Origin of the sequence: Nocardia sp. NPDC023852, assembly GCF_040639505.1 — a bacterium.
In the GTDB taxonomy this organism is placed as follows: Bacteria; Actinomycetota; Actinomycetes; order Mycobacteriales; family Mycobacteriaceae; genus Nocardia.
The window spans coordinates 1-16,872 of the sequence record NZ_JBFAAB010000034.1 but is presented as its reverse complement, the minus strand read 5'-3'; the positions used below and the strand labels follow the sequence as shown (position 1 = coordinate 16,872).

At 64.8% G+C, this 16,872-nt stretch carries 16 protein-coding genes and 1 pseudogene; 8 read left to right on the top strand and 9 right to left on the bottom strand.

The annotated features are described in order from the left end of the window. Positions 1-45: 45 nt before the first annotated feature. The 9 genes and pseudogenes from AB0H00_RS28930 to AB0H00_RS28890 form a co-directional block, all read right to left on the bottom strand. A complete protein-coding gene (locus AB0H00_RS28930) occupies positions 46-612 on the bottom strand; it encodes an AAA family ATPase (protein WP_357272466.1) in 567 nt (188 codons plus the stop codon). A 221-nt stretch (positions 613-833) separates the two neighbouring features. Continuing rightward, positions 834-1,058 carry an ARMT1-like domain-containing protein gene (locus AB0H00_RS28925; protein ID WP_357272464.1) on the bottom strand — a complete coding sequence of 75 codons (225 nt, stop codon included), beginning with the start codon at positions 1,056-1,058 and terminating at the stop codon, positions 834-836. Between the two features lie 69 nt (positions 1,059-1,127). Further along, a complete protein-coding gene (locus tag AB0H00_RS28920; protein WP_357272462.1) occupies positions 1,128-1,370 on the bottom strand; it encodes a hypothetical protein in 243 nt (80 codons plus the stop codon). 1,031 nt (positions 1,371-2,401) lie between these two features. Further along, a pseudogene (locus AB0H00_RS28915) lies at positions 2,402-3,157 on the bottom strand (ADP-ribosylglycohydrolase family protein); the annotation flags it as partial. A gap of 54 nt (positions 3,158-3,211) precedes the next feature. Beyond that, positions 3,212-5,623 carry an FAD-dependent oxidoreductase gene (locus tag AB0H00_RS28910; protein WP_357272460.1) on the bottom strand — a complete coding sequence of 804 codons (2,412 nt, stop codon included), beginning with the start codon at positions 5,621-5,623 and terminating at the stop codon, positions 3,212-3,214. An 81-nt stretch (positions 5,624-5,704) separates the two neighbouring features. Next, positions 5,705-6,859, bottom strand: coding sequence for a polyprenyl synthetase family protein (locus tag AB0H00_RS28905; protein WP_357272458.1), 1,155 nt, complete (start codon positions 6,857-6,859; stop codon positions 5,705-5,707). Beyond that, a complete protein-coding gene (locus tag AB0H00_RS28900) occupies positions 6,843-8,255 on the bottom strand; it encodes a family 2B encapsulin nanocompartment shell protein (RefSeq protein WP_357272456.1) in 1,413 nt (470 codons plus the stop codon). The genes AB0H00_RS28905 and AB0H00_RS28900 overlap by 17 nt, the downstream gene beginning before the upstream one ends. A gap of 63 nt (positions 8,256-8,318) precedes the next feature. Beyond that, positions 8,319-8,525, bottom strand: a complete 207-nt coding sequence (locus AB0H00_RS28895; RefSeq protein WP_357272454.1) for a hypothetical protein — start codon at positions 8,523-8,525, stop codon at positions 8,319-8,321. A 26-nt stretch (positions 8,526-8,551) separates the two neighbouring features. Then, a complete protein-coding gene (locus tag AB0H00_RS28890; RefSeq protein WP_357272452.1) occupies positions 8,552-8,704 on the bottom strand; it encodes a hypothetical protein in 153 nt (50 codons plus the stop codon). 730 nt (positions 8,705-9,434) lie between these two features. On the opposite strand from AB0H00_RS28890, the gene AB0H00_RS28885 reads away from it, so the two are divergent. The 8 genes from AB0H00_RS28885 to AB0H00_RS28850 all read left to right on the top strand — a co-directional run bounded on the left by AB0H00_RS28885 (position 9,435) and on the right by AB0H00_RS28850 (position 16,703). Beyond that, entirely contained in the window at positions 9,435-9,785 is a 351-nt protein-coding gene (locus AB0H00_RS28885; protein WP_357272451.1) for a DUF4158 domain-containing protein, read from the top strand. A 176-nt stretch (positions 9,786-9,961) separates the two neighbouring features. Then, complete coding sequence (locus AB0H00_RS28880) at positions 9,962-11,200, top strand: tyrosine-type recombinase/integrase (protein ID WP_357272449.1); 1,239 nt, start codon at positions 9,962-9,964, stop codon at positions 11,198-11,200. 2 nt (positions 11,201-11,202) lie between these two features. Then, entirely contained in the window at positions 11,203-13,650 is a 2,448-nt protein-coding gene (locus tag AB0H00_RS28875; RefSeq protein WP_357272513.1) for a site-specific integrase, read from the top strand. A 71-nt stretch (positions 13,651-13,721) separates the two neighbouring features. Beyond that, positions 13,722-14,678: an ATP-dependent DNA ligase gene (locus AB0H00_RS28870; protein WP_357272447.1), complete on the top strand. Its 957-nt coding sequence runs from the start codon at positions 13,722-13,724 to the stop codon at positions 14,676-14,678. A 370-nt stretch (positions 14,679-15,048) separates the two neighbouring features. Further along, positions 15,049-15,477, top strand: coding sequence for a hypothetical protein (locus tag AB0H00_RS28865; protein ID WP_357272445.1), 429 nt, complete (start codon positions 15,049-15,051; stop codon positions 15,475-15,477). A 165-nt stretch (positions 15,478-15,642) separates the two neighbouring features. Further along, on the top strand, positions 15,643-15,822 hold the full coding sequence (locus AB0H00_RS28860; RefSeq protein ID WP_357272443.1) for a chitin binding peritrophin-A domain-containing protein: 180 nt from the start codon (positions 15,643-15,645) through the stop codon (positions 15,820-15,822). 109 nt (positions 15,823-15,931) lie between these two features. After that, positions 15,932-16,228 (top strand): hypothetical protein, encoded by a 297-nt coding sequence (locus tag AB0H00_RS28855; RefSeq protein WP_357272441.1) that lies wholly within the window; start codon positions 15,932-15,934, stop codon positions 16,226-16,228. Between the two features lie 175 nt (positions 16,229-16,403). Beyond that, the gene (locus AB0H00_RS28850) at positions 16,404-16,703 is read left to right on the top strand and encodes a hypothetical protein (protein ID WP_357272439.1); all 300 of its coding nucleotides are present in this window, start codon (positions 16,404-16,406) and stop codon (positions 16,701-16,703) included. Positions 16,704-16,872: the final 169 nt, after the last annotated feature.

The window sequence follows — 16,872 nt, the reverse complement described above, 5'->3', positions numbered from 1 at the left end:
AGATCCGCGCTGTGGCCTGACAGTGCTACAGCGTGCGTGCTCCTGTCAGCCGTTGGTTGAGGCGCTCTGGTGCGGTTGTGTGGCGAACTTCGTGATCGTGTCGAGGTCGGGCCGGTAGCCGTTGCTGGTGTCCACGGACAGTGCTGGTACGTCGAGGTTGATCGGGTCGAAGGATTCGATGGGTGATTGGGCACTGGTGGCGATCGCCGTGACGAGACCGCTGTCGTTGTGGGCGTGACGGTGGCGGTCGGTGACGCGGTCGTGTATCAGTGCTGTTGGTGCGGTGCAGTGGATGACGCGAATGTCGGCGACCTTGATGAGAGGTGCCAGGTTTGGGAACCAGAGCTTGTGCTGGAAGGCGGCTTCAGCGACGACGCTGACCTTGGCGCGGGCCAGGACTGTGAGTACGTCGAAGAATGCGTTGAGTGCCGGAATGTTGAGGGTGTCGTATCCCTCGTCGGGGTGTTCGGGGGCGGCCAGGACCATGCCCTGTTTGATTTCGTCGCGGACGACTGTCGGGCAGCCCATCCGATCGGCAAGGGCGTGCGCGAGTGTAGTTTTGCCGCTTCCTGGTGGTCCGCTGATTACGGTCAGGATCGGTTTGGTCGCCATGCATCATTGTGGCATTCCGCTCACGTGCCATACGCCGAAGAGGTCGCTGACCACCGCGGGCGGCGTTCGGTGGCGGCTTCGATCATTGCCGTGTCGCGAGCGGCGATGGTCGGGAGCCCCGGAGAGCGGCGCATTACCTGGTGGATTGCGGGGACCGCTGCCTGTGGTGCGGGTCAGCATCGCGGGCGCTGTGACTTGACCCGTGTGATCGGACAGTCCGATCAGCTGCTTTGGATGACGGTGTATTCACCGTTGGTCCGCCAGGCCGGTCGTGTCGAATCGAGTTGCTCGACGTGTGCGGGTGTGAGGCCGACGATGACGTCGGATTTGAGGGTACGCAAGGCGGTGACCGGTGACGGGAAGTAGGCGACGAGCTCGTCGAATTCGGTTGTTGGGGGCCAATGGTTGTCCCCGACGAGCCGCCGGCAGTTGAGGTCGCCTTTCAAGATTGTTGTTGTTGGGGTAGCGAATTCGGTAGCTTAGTCAGCGGGCTGGCCCGGCATCGAACGAGGCGATCAAGGACCTGGAGACATCAGCTCGACCCAACTCGATGGGGCGTTGTTCCTGGCCCGCAACGGGTCGGTGCGCAACCCGAGCAACTTCGGCCGGACCTGGCCGGGCGCGCGGGGGAGAAGTTCTCCTGGGTCACCCCGCGGACCTTCCGCAAAGGCGCGGCCACCGCGGTCGATCACGCCTACGGTGACGCCGAAGGTGCCGCACGCCAGCTGGGCAACACCCGCGCCGTGGTCAAAGCTCACTACATCGATGTGCCCGAGACGGTTCCGGACAATCGGGACGTGCTCGAGCGCTGGGCGCTCGGCGCGAGCCCGAAAATATGAGATTTTGGCTGGCTCGGGTCGAATTCGGGCCCTTGCCCATGAACGGGAAACCCCTTCCGACTCTGGTCGGAAGGGATTTTTGCGGTCGGGTTGACAGGATTTGAACCTGCTACCACTTGACACAGGTTCAAATTCACTGAACCTATCCTGACGCTTCTAAAAATGCCTGATCAGCACACTATTTGCCAAAAGTCGAATGCTCGAGACACCCCAGCGAATTCGGACATTTTCCCATCGAAAGTGTGAGATTTTGGTGAGATGGATCGAAATCGGCCTGCTCATGGTCGGAACGCTCTGGCACCATCGCAAGCGGCTTGGTACACGGCCCATCGGCGTCCAATGAGCCCTCGCGGAACCGCTTGTCAGCAAGGTCGAGACCAGAAGCGCAAATCCGCGTATCCGACCCGTCACGGCGTGTCGCCGACAAGACGCACCGGCTATCCCGACGCAATAGCTACTTTTTGGCAAATATAATGGCCCAGTCCCCGTGGTATAAGTGTGTACCCGAGCCATGTCAGAACTTGGCCCCGCAGCAGCCCTGGCAGCGGTCGGCGTTCCGTGACTCGGCGCTCGGATGGGCATGGAACTGATCGGCGGGCGGCGTGGGTCGTCATGCCGGGAGTGGGAGTCGACCACTACGCACACGTGCTTCATCGACGACGGGTACTGACCCTGGCGTAGGTGCCCGACTGCCATGTCCCCTCTGATCAATGATCCGGCCCTGCTGGCCGCCTTCGATGCCGAAGGGATGCGAGTGATGACCTCTCCGTAGAGTCGACGCGATGCGGTCCGTGTAAGCGTCGAGCCCGTGGGCCTGCGTCGTGGCCCGTGGCCGGACTCGGATCGGCGATGGCGATAACCCGATCGGCGACAACATTGCGGCCTGACGATTGGTCCAGGTGGACCGAACCAGCGGGGTGATGACAGTGAGATCGACCGGTTGGCTATCCTCACGACGTGCCGGATAGCCATCGTCGAACGCGGGCGGATGCAGAATTTTCGCGTCGTCGTGTTCGTCGGATCGGGTTGAACCAGCCGGGCAACGATTCTCGCGCGGCAAGCCAGGTGTGCGGCACTCCGACGATCGGACCAGCGCTGCTGGTGCCGGTGTAGGCGGCGACGATCCCGCCGACGATGGCGCTGGTGGTGTCGATATCTCCGTCTGCCGCGATACATGTGGTGATCGCGGCCGGGTAGTCGTCCAGATGTGTTGCCGCGACCCACATCGTGAACGGCACCGTGTTCTGTGCGGTGACCAGAGATCCGTTGCCGAGTTCATCCGCGGCCTCCTTCGCGGAAGCTCCGAGCAGGGTGCGAGCACGGCGAATCAGTCGGCTCGTGTCACCGTCGTCGAGGCGGTCGAGGACGGCGGTGATGAATTCCCATGGTGTGGGCCGACTCCCGAGCAGGCGGGCATGAGCGGCCTGACCGGCCGCGAGCGCCACCGCGACCGCGCCGAGGACACCTTCGGGATGCAGATGCGTCACCTGCGCCGACCGGACCGCTTCGGCGGCACCCCTTTCCGGATCGTCGGCGTAATAGGCACCCAGCGGGGCGACTCGCATGGCCGCACCGTTGCCACAGGAACCCTGGTGATCGAACACGGCTTCCGCCGCCTCCCGCCAGTGCACGCCGTCCCGAATTCGACGCAGTGTGTCGACCGCTAGAAAGCCGTAGTCACGGCTCGGGTCGAACCGGCGACTATTCCACCGTCGTGTCCGGGTTTGAAGGCGATGATAAGCATGATCGCGATTCTCTGTTCATCGATGAGGCGCTGAATCGGATTGATCGTAGATGTCGATCGGGGGCAGCCCAGGGTAGATGTCCTGCCAGCGGCAGCGGCGGCAGACGAAGTGCCAGTACACGTAGCCGGTCAAGAAGCGGTCTAGGTGCGGGCGTTGCTCGTCAGTGGCGAGATCCAGGATTCGGCGGTAGGCGGCCCGGCCGCCGTCGAGGCTCCGGCGGTAGGCGGCGAGGTAAGGAATATTCTCCTGTACCGAGCGGCGATAGATCCTGCTGACGAGGAAGTCCTCACCATGCACCGCCTCCTTGTAGAAGGACAGGACGTCATTCATGTCGCTGAGAAACGCCTCACCGGAGCTCAGCGCCGCCGACCAGAATGCCCGATTGCGGTGGGCGCTCAAGCAGGGGTCGATGAACTGAAGTGAGGTGAACCAGAACTGGCCGTAGCCGTTGAAAGTACGGACGAAGTCACTGTCGATCTCGTCGGACGCTTCCGGCGTGAACTCTGCCTCCATGAGGACGCCGGTAATCGCGTTGTAGAAGAAGGTCTTGAAGACGGCTAGGAATGTCGGATCGCAGAACCGCGCGACTTCGGTGAACATGTGCTGGATGTATTCGGTGTACGACGATGATGCGGACTGCCCAGCCAGTATGCCGTCCCGCATGATGGCTTCGGCTTCCACGGGATCGTGGCAGCACACATCGTCGACGTTGAGGGTGAATACCCAGAGGCGGTCGAGGGCAAGGGCGAGCGCGTCGTCGGCGACGGGCACCAGCAGGGCGCGCATCAGCGTGAGGTCCCTGGTGGTGGCAGCGGGAACGGTGACGCCGAAGGCCGCGAACTCCGTGGTGAGCATGTCGACGTTGGCGCGGACCTTCGCGAGGTCGATGGGCGGGTCGAAGCCCGCGGTGCGGGCGATCATTTCGTCGACCAGGCCGGAGGCCAGGACGCCGGCGACCATCGCGCGGTGGCCGGCGTCGGGGACGGCGGCAAGGGCGCGGCGCCCGGAGAAGTGAAGGACGTCAAGGCCGGGCGGGCGAAGGTGTCTGATCGGGGGGCGGCCTGTCGACAGGAGGTGTACCGCGCGGCCCCGTGGCTTGGGCCGGGACCGGTCCGGGGTTCGATTCGCGGTGTGGTGCACGCTCGTGGATGCTGCTTCCTTGAACGCCGCTTCCTTGAACAGGGTCTCGGCGTCCTTGCCGGTGAGTGCCTCCGCCGCCGCTACCCCCGAGGCGCAGCCGGATTCGTGGAAGCCGTCGCCGTGGTAGGAGCCCGCGAAGGCGAGGACGTGATCGGACAGCGCGGGCAGGCGGCGTTGGGCCGTGGCGGACCGCAGGGTCATGGTCGGGTGGCGGAAGACCTCACGGGCCAGCGCACTGGCCGGATTCACCGGAGTGAAGGGGTCGTAGGTCACCCAGTACGTCGTGGACGATGTCTCACCGCGCATTCGATTCATGTTTGCGTGGGCAGTGAGCGGCGGCAGATGTGGGTTGGCACAGGACAGTTGGATCGTGACACCGGCGTTGCCTGATCCGGTGGGCAGCATGCTGTCGTCCGTGTGCAGCACCGCCTCGAGCGGCGTGTAGTCGAACGCGTTGAGTACGGACCGTTGCTCGGCGGTGGGTTCGGTGAGCAAGGCGAGCGCCTGCGGGGCGTGCACGGCCAGCACGGCCTTGTCGAAGTGGTGGATGTTCCCGGCGGCGTCCCGGATGGCGACTCCGTCGCCGGTACGGCTGACCGCGCGTACCGGTGTCGAGGTCTTGATCGAGGTCACGGTAGCGGCGATGCGCTTGATGTAGGCCGCACTGCCTTCGGCCAGCACGTACCAGGATCGGAATGCCTCGGCACCGCCGAGGAGCCCGTAGCGGTCCAGCACGTTGGTCAGATACCCGATGGGCGTGTACCTGAGGTCCGTCAGGAGCCATACCCGCAACCGGGGGTAGACGAAGTGCTGAGCGAAGTAAGTGGAAAACTCTCCCTCGAGCAGAAACTGCTCGAGGGTGGTGTCCGGCTCGGCGTGAATGGCCTCTCGCAGGTGCGACACGAATCGCTTGGAGTCCTCGACGCATCGGTGCCAGACGTGTTCGCTGACGCCAGGTGGGCGGCACGGGAGGCTGGCCAGCTCCATGGGGTCGTCGCTGCGGTGAGCGAATCCACAGTCGGAGCAGAACACCTCCGTGGACACGTCCACTGGCTTGGTCGCGACTCCGAGGTCCTTCAGTAGCCGGGTGAAGTTCGGGTAGTGGATGGTGCTGGAAATCGCGAACGCCATCTCCGCAGGCCAGCCGGGTTCGGGATGCCGGGTGTCGACGTGACCGCCCAGGCGGGAGTCTGCCTCGAACACGGTGACCTCGAACTTGTTGCGCAGCAGGTAGGCCGCAGTCATGCCGGACACACCGGAGCCGATGACCGCAACACTCGGAGCCATCTGTATTCCTTCCATATCGTCGAGCGCGATGGGGGTCACGCGTGAGCGGATATCGGCCCGATCAACGAAACCCACGCCGAACTACAGAGCAGAGGTAGTCACCGTCGCGCGCCTGCCAACAGCTTGCCGTGCGGTGGCGGTGCCGAAACCGTTGGGGCGCACGGGGATCGCCGCAGTGATGTCGGTGATATCCAGTGCCGTCGTGTTAGGCCCAGTCGTGTTAGGCACAGTGCTGAGCCGTTGCGCGATGGACATTAGTTCCGCTGCGGCTTTCGACTCCGGATTCGCCGCCCGTAGACACTCCAGGGCCGCATCGCGTTGGCGCTGCGCTTCCGCACGTGCCCAAGAGCGTCCCCCAGCCTGCTCGATGAGCTCGGCGCAGGTCCGCAGATCGGCATCGTCCAGCGGATCGGCGCGATAGTACAGCTGGGCCAACCGCCTGCCGGCGCTGTTGCCAGTGACCAGGGCGGCCACCACTGGCAGTGACTTCTTGCGGGTACGTAGGTCGGACAGTACGGGCTTGCCGGTGGTGGCCGGATCGCCCCAGATGCCGAGGAGATCGTCGACGAGTTGGAACGCGAGGCCGAGGTGCTCACCGAACTGGCGTAGCTGCCGGACTCGTTGTGGCGTGGCTCCGGCGGCAATCGCGCCAAGCTCGCACGCGGCGGCGAACAATGAGCTGGTCTTGTTGCCGGCCATCTCGATGCACTCGTCGAGCCGCACGTCAGACCGGCCTTCGAACGCCATGTCGGCGACTTGGCCGTCAACCACCCGCAGCAGTGCCGCATTGAGTCGAGGCACCCCCTCGGTGGCCAGCGGCGGCCCGTCTGCGATGAGAGCCTCGGTAGCCAGTGTTACCAGGGCGTCACCGGCGAGGATGGCTGCGGGTATGCCGTAGACCGTCCACGCGGTGGGGCGGTGGCGCCGGGTGCGGTCGGAGTCTATGACGTCGTCATGCAGCAATGAGGAGTTGTGCGCCAGCTCGACCGCGATGGCCGCGTTGGTCGCGCGTTCGGCGGTGCCGCCGACGGCCCGCGCCGCGAGCATCGCCAAAGCGGGCCGCACCGCCTTGCCCGCACCTTCTGCCTGGGGACGGCCCTGTTCGTCCCACCAGCCGAAGTGGTAGCCGATGACCTGGCACGTCGCTGGGTTCATCCGGTCCACCGCTGCCTGTAGGCCGGGGGTGATCAGCTCACGGGCGCGCGCGAAGGGGTCCGCATCAGCGGTGGGGGCCATGGGCGCTCCCGAGCTGAACGTTCTCCAGTACGCCCAGGGCGTCCGGCACCAGCACGGCCAGCGAGTAGTAGCAGGTGATCAGGTAGTTGACGATCGCCTTCTCGTCGATGCTCATGAACCGCACGCTCAGGCCGGGCTCGTACTCGTCGACCAGGCCGGTCTTGCGCAGACCGATGACGCCCTGTTCCGCTTCGCCGGTGCGCACCACCATGATCGACGTGGTGCGCCGATCGCTGATCGGGATTTTCCAGCAGGGATAGATGGGCACACCGCGCCATGCGGACAGTCGACCGCCGGGGACGTGGATGGTTTCCGGGGAAATGCCCTGTCGGGTGCACTCGTCGCGGAAGGCGGCAATGGCATCCGGATGGGCGAGAATGAAACTGGGGTTCTTCCAGACGGTGTTGAGCAACTGATCCATGTCGTGCGGAGTGGGCGGGCCGCTACGGGTGTAGATCCGTTGGCTGAAGTCCGCATTGTGCAGCAGGCCGAATTCCTTGTTGTTGACCAGCTCGTACTCCTGACGCTCCCGCACCGCTTCGATGGTCAGTCGCAGTTGCTGCTCGAGCTGGTCGATCGGTTCGTTGTAGAGGTCGGAGACCCGGGTGTGCACTCGAAGGATGGTCTGCGCGATGTTCAGCTCGTATTCGCGTGGCTTGAGTTCATAGTCGACGAATGTGCCTGCGATGGGAACCTCACCGCGATGACCGGACATAACGTCGACACCGGCCTCGCCATGAGCGTTCTGCGATTTTCCTCTGGTCGCTTGATAGCGCTCCAGCTGGTCGCGCAGTGCCTCGGACTGTTCGAGCAGCTCCTGAAAGGCCGACTTTGGCAGTGACATCACCGTGCAGGCTGTGGTGGCCTTGATCGAGTAATTCCAGGCACTCTCGGGGCCGATCAATGCTTCGTTGCCGAAATAGTCACCGTCGGCGATGATTTCCAGGATCGACTCTTCCCCGAACTCGCCTTCGCTGAGTTTGGTGAGCCGTCCGTGTACGAGCAGATGGAGCTGGTCGGCTCGAGTGCCTGCCGCTACCAACACTTCCCCCGGTTCGTATTCATGTTGGGTGAATCTGTCGGCAAGGGCTTGCAACACGTCGGTATCGGCGAAATTCCGCAGCCATGGGAGTTCGGTCAGCTCGGCCGGAATGACCTGTACCGCATTGCCGGTGGCGTGGAAGTTCAGTCGCCCGTCGCCCAGCGTGTAGTTCAGCCGCCGGTTGACCCGGTACGCACCACCCCTGGCCTCCACCCAAGGCAACTGGTCAAGCAGCCAGCGCGGGGTGATGCCCTGCATCTGCGGTACGGACTTGGTCGTCGACGACAGCTTGCGCGCGGCCGCTGTGCTCAGACTGAGCTGCCCGGCGCCGTTGTGCCCGTTGAACTCTGGCACGACTCACCACCATTCACAATAGACAGATATAGACGGGACAGACAGTGTCACAATGACGTGAGCTCAGCAAGATCGCCGGTGTGTTGCAGGCGATTCGAGCCGATCCCAGTGGGTGTCGGTGTAGGCGAGATAAGGCTGTTCTCGCTGACGAGGATTCACGCCGCGGCCGGCCAGCAATCGCCGCACTTCCGAACTCAGCAGACCGGACGCGTCGTCGAATCCTTTGAGCAACATCCGGGTGTGCGCCTCGCGGGCTTGGTTCTCGCTCATCCAAAAGCGCAACAGGACAGCCTTCGTCAGATCCCGAGCCGAACCGTCGAATCCGGTTCCGACAGCGTCGTCACCATCCGATGCAGCGCAACCACGTACTTCTCCGCAGTGTTGCTCGCTCCGATGCCGCCTTGAGGATGGGTGTTCGCGACCAAGCCGACAGACAGGTCGTAGGCCAACAGCGGATTTCGGCAACCTCGACGAACGGGACCGCAGCGGTGTATCCCTCCGCGACCCACTTGTAGAAGGCCGACAGAATGCCCATGTGCAGGTTCCAGGTCGACCCGTCCCACCGGTCGGCCAACTCCCCGGCGAAGCGATGCTCGGCGTACATACTCAGCGCAGTCAGCAGATCCTTCCGATGACCCAGCGGCGCAACATACTTCGATTGCAAGAACGTCAGCCACCGGCACAGCGATCCAGCGCTAGCGCCAATGCCGCGCGGTTAGCGCTGTGGGCGGCCTGTCAAGCAGATCATGGTGGAGTGCTTGGGGTGTTGTGAATTGGGACAGCGGAACTGCTGGTAGAACGGTTCGTCCGCCAAGACCAACCATTTCCCAGGAGTTCCGCTGTCTGCTCAGTCTGTCCCACCACGTCCGGACGATGGCAAGCCACACAGCTCTATAGGGGTGCAGCCAAGGTAAGCCCAAAAGGGGCCACGAGTTGATCTTGCGATGAGTTGTCGCAGCCCGGAGGCATTGTCTGGCGGATGATCGTCTTCCTGGTACCGTCGGCGCGACCTATACGGGTGATCTTGTTGGTTCGGGTGGGTGACGCCGGTGGCTTCGATCGAGCGGACCGCGTATCCGCGCATCAAACGGTTCATCTCCGCGCGGGAGCTGCACGTGTTCTACACGCCGCAGCCGGAGGAGATCGCTTGGGTGCGAGGGATCTGCGGTACCGACCGAGGTGGAGCCGGTGTACTCCTCGAAGCGCACGGCCAAGCGGCATCGGACGTTGATCCGGGCGCGCAGCGAGGTCGTGTACGACCCGCCGGCGGCGCGGAAGGTCGCGGCCGAGGCGATCGTGGAGGCCGCCCGGCGCAAGAACGACCCGGCCGACCTGATCAACGTCGCGTTGGAGCGGCTGGTGGAGGGCTCGTTCGAGCTGCCGGCGTTCCGCACCCTCAACGACCTGGCCGTCGACATCCGCGGCAAGGTCAACGCTGAGATCTTCGCGATGGTGGTGGGTCTTGCCGCAACAGCGCGGGGGCTCTGCCGGCCGGAGCAGGTCGACGGGGCCGGGCATGGATGTGATTGATGCGCGGGGCGTGCCAGCCCAGCCTGGCGGCCTGCTCGAGGAGACCCAGGACTCGGGGCGTCGGTGATACTGCGAGCTGTTGACCGGACTACCGCAGCGGTTTTCGGTGGTTCAGGTATCGCTCGATCGCGCGGCCCGGTAGACCTCTGTGGTCGACCGGGAGAGGTGATGAGGGCTTGAACGATGACGGCGCGCGGGATATCCGGGAACTCCGGCTTCCGAAGTGGGGCAAAGTTGTCGAGCTAGAGGGCTTGGTGCCGTTCCTGGTCGTGGACGAGCAGGAAGTGCCCATAGCGCCGATCCGGCGGTTCCTCACCGACTTCCTCGCGCAAGGCAACAGTCCGCGTTCGGTGCGCAGCTACGCCTACGCGCTGCTGCGGTGGTGGCGGTGGCTGCGCGCGGTGGGGGTGGACTGGGACAAGGCAACTTCTGCCGAGTGCCGCGATCTGGTGCTGTGGCTGGGTCTTCACGCCAAACCCCGAAACACGCCCCGTACCAAATCCCGCGACACTGCCGGCACGGTCAACCCGATCACTCGCAAGCGTTACCTCGATGACCGCTACGCCGCGCGCACGATCCGGCACTCGAACGCGGTCGTGCGCTCGTTCTACGAGTTCTGGATCGAGATCGGGGAAGGTCCGCTGCTCAACCCGGTGCCCTTGAGCAGTCGCGGCTGGCGCAGCCACGCTCATCACAATCCGCTCGAACCCTTCCGCAACGGCGGCTGCCTGCGCTACAACCCCAAGCTGCCCAAGCAGCGGCCCCGCGAGATCCCCGATCCGCAGTGGGCACAGTTGTTCGCGGCCCTGCGCCACAACCGGGACCGGGCGCTGCTGGCGTTGACGGTCAGCACTGCGGCCCGCGCCGCGGAGATCCTCGGATTGCGTCTGGTCGACTTGGATTGGGGTGAGCAGCTGATCCGGGTGACCCGCAAGGGAAGTGGCGCCAGCCAATGGCTGCCCGCCAGCGCCGAAGCCTTCGTCTGGCTGCGGATCTGGATCGCCGATCTGGAGACACCGCCCGAGCCGAACGATCCTCTGTGGCAGACACTTCGGCGTCGAGACCGCGGCCAGGGCCTGTGTCGGCAGCCGATGACCTATGACGCGTTGCGCAAAGTCCTCACCCGCGCCAACGAGGTGCTGGGGACGAATTGGTCGATGCACGACCTGCGCCACACCGCCGCCCTGCGCATGGCCCGCGACGAGCATCTGAGTGAACGCGACGTGCAAACCATCCTCGGGCACGCGCACCTGTCGACCACCATCGAGATCTACCTGGTCCAAGACGAGGCCGAGACCATCGCCCGGGTCCGCCGCCACCTGGCCGAGCTCGCCGACCCCGACCGCCCCGCCCCGGCCCCCGCGCCTGGATACGACGAGAGCGATCTGACGGTGCTGTTCGGAGGCCCGCTGTGAGTATGGATTTCGAGACCGCGGCCGTGGCGGAGCCTCAGGTGCGTGGACCGCGGCGGCGGTTGCCGGTGGTGGTGTGGCACGAGGAATTGGCCGAGGCCCAGGAGGTGGCGGCCAGCGGGGCACGTGATGACTGGCCGATACCGCAGATCCTGAAGATGATCCCTGAGTTGCCGTGGTGGTCAGAGCCCAGCACCACCAATCGACGCATCCCCGAAGGCGCGGGCGACATCCTGGCTTGGCTTTCTCGCACCGGCGCCGAGGGGTGGCAGGCGCGCTGGCTGGCCTCGGGCGCTGATGCCGGCACCGACTGGATCGATGGGCTGGTGCGGGCAGAGCACCCACTGCCACCGGATCGGCAGCGCTTCCAGCTCTTCGGCGGCCTGAGCGCCCTGATCCTGCTACGGATCGTGTTTCCGAGCTACGACCTGCTCAACGGGTGCGGGTCCTCGCGGATCTACAGCAAATACCGGCGGCTGTGGCGCCCGGATCTCTACGAACAGCTCGCCCAGCGCGGCGCCGAGCGCGGTATCGATGCGATGCATTGCCGGGAAGCGCTGACCACGATCAGCAAGGTCGCCACCCGCACCGGCAAGGACCCCGATCAGCTCACCGCCACCGATCTGCTGACCTACCGTGCCTGGCACCGCCGCGATGGCAAACAGGTCCCGGCCGGGTTGTCGCTGGGATGGTCACTGCTAGCCGGTATCGCCGACCTCGGCGAGCACGACAGCCTCGACAAGGCCACCCGCCGCGGGCAATTGAGCGCTGCGGAGATCGTCGAGCACTACCGGGTGCAGGCCCCGCAGGTCCGGGAGGTGTTCACCCGCTACTTCGAAGAACGCCGCTCCGCGCTGGACTACTCGACCTGGGCGAGCATGGCCACCTTGCTGCTCGATACGTTCTGGTTCGACATCCAAACCCATCATCCCGACCTCGACAGTGTGCAGCTGCCGCGCCAGGTCGTGGAGGACTGGAAGATCCGGCTGCGGACCCAGATCACGCGCTTGGGCGGTGCCCGCAGCGAGGACAGCTACTTCCAGACCCTGATCGCCGTGCGCGCGTTCTACCGCGACATTCAGGACTGGGCCGTGCACGATTCCTACTGGGCCCGCCACAGCGTGGCCAACCCCATCCGCAAACACGACACCGGCGGGGCCGCCAAAGCCGACCGCAGACGCCAGGCCGTGATCGCCCAGCGCATCCGTGAACGCCTGCACCACCTGCCGATCCTGGTCGAGACCGCCGAACGCTATCGCGGCGAGCAGACCGCGCTGCTGGCCGCAGCCGCGGCGACCCCGGCCGGCGAGGCCTTCACCCACGAGGGGCGGCGGTATCGGCGTCCGCTGCCGGGGGCGTATCAGGACCTGGAGCGGCTGGCCACGCGCCCCGACCTCATCGAGGACCTGGCCACCGGCACCGTCCTCGACATCGGCAAGACCGAGCACGAGGCGTTCTGGGCGTGGGCGATCATCGAGGTACTGCGCCACACCGGTGTCCGCATCGAGGAACTGCTCGAGATCACCCACCTGGGTTTGGTCGCCTACACCGTGCCCGCCACCGGCGAAGTCGTGCCCATGCTGCAGATCGTGCCCTCCAAGAGCAACGAGGAACGGCTGCTGCTGGTCAGCCCGGAGCTGGCCAGCGTGCTCGCCGCGATCATCTCCCGGCTGCGCGCCCACCACGACGCCACCGTCCCGTTGACCGCCCGCTACGACGCCCACGAGAAGGTCGTCGGCCCGCAGCTGCCGCATCTGTTCCAGCACCGCACCGGATGGATCTGGAAGACCTTCAGCTACGCCACGGTCCAGAAGTTCCTGTGCGACACCCTGACCCGCGCGGGGCTCACCGACGCCGCGGGCTGGCCGCTGCGCTACACCCCTCACGACTTCCGCCGCTTGTGGGCCACCGACGCGGTCGGCAACGGCCTGCCGGTGCACCTCGCGGCGAAACTGCTGGGGCACCGCAACATCAACACCACCCAAACCTATGTCGCGGTCTTCGACGAACACCTGGTGCGCGCCTACCGGGCCTTCCTCGACAACCGCCGCGCCCTGCGCCCGCAAGCCGAATACCGCGATCCCACCGAGCAAGAGTGGCGGGAGTTCCAGCAGCACTTCGAGCTGCGCAAACTCGAACTAGGCACCTGCTCACGCCCCTACGGCAGTCCCTGCCGCCACGAACACGCTTGTATCCGGTGCCCGAGCCTGGAAATCGACCCACGCGCCCGCGCGCGGCTGGTCGAGATCGTCGCCAACCTGCGCGACAGGATCGCCGAAGCCAAAGCCTACGGCTGGACCGGGGAAGTTGAGGGACTGCGCGTCAGCCTGCACGCCGCCGCGGCGAAGCTGGCGAGCCTGGACAAGATGAGTGAACGCAGCGCCCGAGCGCCGTCGCTGACCAGCCTCGGGCTGCCCGGTGTTCGTGCGGAAACCTCACCTGCTCAGCCTTGACGGCGACAGGGAAGCCAGCCGAAACCCACCCTAGAAACCGATCGGTTTGTTATATCGCTAGGCTACCGATCATGGCGCGCGTTCCGGCGCCGATGCTCGCGACGGCAGGCCCGGTTCCCGCCGATGACGACCTGCGGTACGCCTACGAGTTCAAATACGACGGAATCCGTTGCCTTGCAAGGGTTTCCAGCGATACCTGTCATCTGATCACCCGCAACGGCAACACGATCACCCACAGTTTCCCGGAGATCGCCCAGGCGCTGATCGAGCTGGCGGCGGGCCGGGTCCTGATTCTCGACAGCGAGATCGTCACCCCCGACCGCGGCGGGGTGCCGCGCTTCGGGTTGATGAGCCGCCGTCTCGGAGTGATGCGACCCAGCGCGACGCTGCTGCGCTCGGTGCCCGCGCAGATGTATGCCTTCGACCTGCTCGGCGTCGACGGGCACGACCTGCGAGACCTGCCGTACCTGGACCGCCGCGAGCACCTGGCCGGCCTCGGTCTGCCACACGGCCCGATCCGAATCAGCCCCTACTACCTCGATGTCCCGGTCTCGCGGATGCTCGAAGTCGCCGCCGAGCACGACCTCGAGGGTGTGGTCGCCAAACGCGTCGACGGGTCCTACCGCAGTGGAAGATCTACGGCCTGGCTCAAGCTGCCTCTGCGCCGCACCACCGAGGTGGTGATCGTCGGGTGGCTGCCCACCCGCGCGAATCCATTGTTCGGGTCTTTGCTCATCGCCGCCCACGACACCGACAACCGGTTGATCCTCCTCGGAGGAGTCGGGACCGGGTTCACCAACACCGCCCGCCGGGCGCTGCACCGTGAACTGATCGGCTTGTCTACTCCGGCCCCGCCGGTCGCCGGTAGCGTGCCTGCCTCACTGGCCGGGGCCGCGCGGTGGGTGAGCCCGCGGCTGGTCGGTGAAGTCACCTACCGGGAGCGCACCGCCTCGAGCTTGCGGCACCCCAGCTGGCGCGGATTACGCCCCGACCGCGAGATCTACGAGGTCAAACTCCCCGGTAGATAGCTAGAACAATCGTGCTGGCCCACGCACCATAATGCCGATTACCGGGTATGCCCGGACGCGGAAACTGCCAATCATGCTTGCGCGGAAAGCCAACGCAGCAAGCTGGCCCCTAGCTCTGGTTGGCTGGCCGCCACCAACACCACGACAGGCCACCCGCCCTGTCCGAGCTCGCCCAACCCGCGCGGTTGCCAGGCAGCGCAAGCCTTGGCAAAAGTCAACGGGCAGAGCCCATCTCGGCATCAACAACGCACCGACTCTTGTCTCCGCGAATATTGAGCAAAAGACGCGGCGCCCTGAGACGATTTATGTTGTCCGACGAAGGCCCGGCAGCTGCTGCGGCCTTCGATGTCGTTCAAGGAGAGGGCTGTTCATGCCGGAAACCCCATCGCCTACCGAGGGTGTAACCAGCGAGTTGTCGGACACACAGGTCGTCTCGGAGACCACCCCCGATGAGATTCTCGCTTCGATCAAGGCAGATGTTCAACGGATCATCGCCACCACGGCGTTCGAACCCAACAACCAAACCCGTTGGCAAGTCACGAAATCGGGGATTTCCTCCTACCTCCAGCAGCGCTACAGGCAAGGCGACCTGCACGGAGAGACTTCAGATCAGGCGTACTGGGTCAAAGTTGGCCTCGGCGCGACGATGACAGAACAAGACGTCGCCGAGGGCCGGATGATCGTCGAGCTCGGTGTACTTCTCACCGCCGCTGACGTCCAGCCGAGCGGGCGTGCAGTCGGCATCAAGCCCAGCGACTACACGACCTTGACCTTCACCGAGGGCACGGGCGCAGATTGACCGATCTGGGTCCCTTCCCAACCGCGCTCGATCAACCCGGTGTCGCTTGCCACGGTCTGCGGCGGCTTGTCCGGCACCGTTGTGACCTACCAGAACGGCTGCACCGACGTTAGTCAGCGCCGATGTGAGTGTTTCGTCAGTCCACCACCGATGAAGGGATAGAGCATGTCCGATCTGCCTGCGGATTTCTGTGAAGGCTTGGAAGCCGGCGATCATCCTCACCCGACCGATCCCACCAAGTTCGTCGTCTGTAGTGACGGAAAAGCACATGTGCGCTCGTGCCCAGAAGGGATGCAATTCAACCCCGCATTGAACCGCTGCGACCTCCCGGAGAATATCCGCTAGCTCTCAGATAGCCGCCGACCAACTGCATGACCTGCACACTCAGCCAGAAGGCCCTCGAAGGCTGCTTCGTTCGATAGCCCGGGAAATTTCAACCGAAAGGAATCATCTGATGACCGACGACCCTTACATGCTCGGTCCCGGCCAGCAGGCCTACTTCGACGCGCTTAGAGCGGCCCGTTCGTTCGGCGGCAATCTCGCGAAGGTAAGGGACAAGAACCTAGAGGCAGCCGTGGCGTTCCTCAAGATTTCGGAATTGGGGGACAACTCGGTGGTGTGGATCGGGTCGTGGAACATGCAGGAGTACACCGACGACCATAAGGCGTGGGTGCTGGAAACCGTCGACGGGACGACTAAGCCCGCACTCCGACCGAGGAACGACACCTATCACTACCTCGTAGAGTTCTGATAGTGGCCGGGCGGACAGCCGAATTGAGTACGCCGAGCGGTTGGTTGCCCTGTTCAAATCTGCCGAGGTACGCGGCCGTTGTCGTTGTCGAGGCAGATAGAGGGCGCAGACTCAGACGGTCGTACGGCGGGAAGTCATCGACTGCCAATGATGAAGGCCGACAGGAGGACTGCTCATGACTGAGTCACAAGCCGAGCCCGAAGGCACCAGGCTGGTTACGATCCCGGCAACAGAAGTGAAGCCGCAGGACATCGGTTCGCTGTCGGTGCGGTACACCGACGGTGTACCGGAGTTGGTCCTCACAGGTGGGAACTTTGCCCCACAGTCCATCCCGATCACCGATGGGGCGGGACGGCTGCTCGCTACCTACACCGCGACCGCCGCACCGGCGGCGGACTCTTCGGGGCTCACCGCTCGCAGCGGCGCTTACACCGGCCAGGTCAATATGGTGTTCGACGCAGTAATCGAGGCGTAGCGCCGGATCCGGTTCGAGTGCTGGCCGCTGGGAGGGAGACTTCCAGCGGCCAGTTCCCAACGTCCCATAATGCCTGCGGGCTCAGGCGGTCAACGCAACACCTCTTCGAGTGCTTCTGATGGTGTGCGGAATCCGAGAGTTTGTCGAGGGCGCCCGTTGAGTTCGTCGG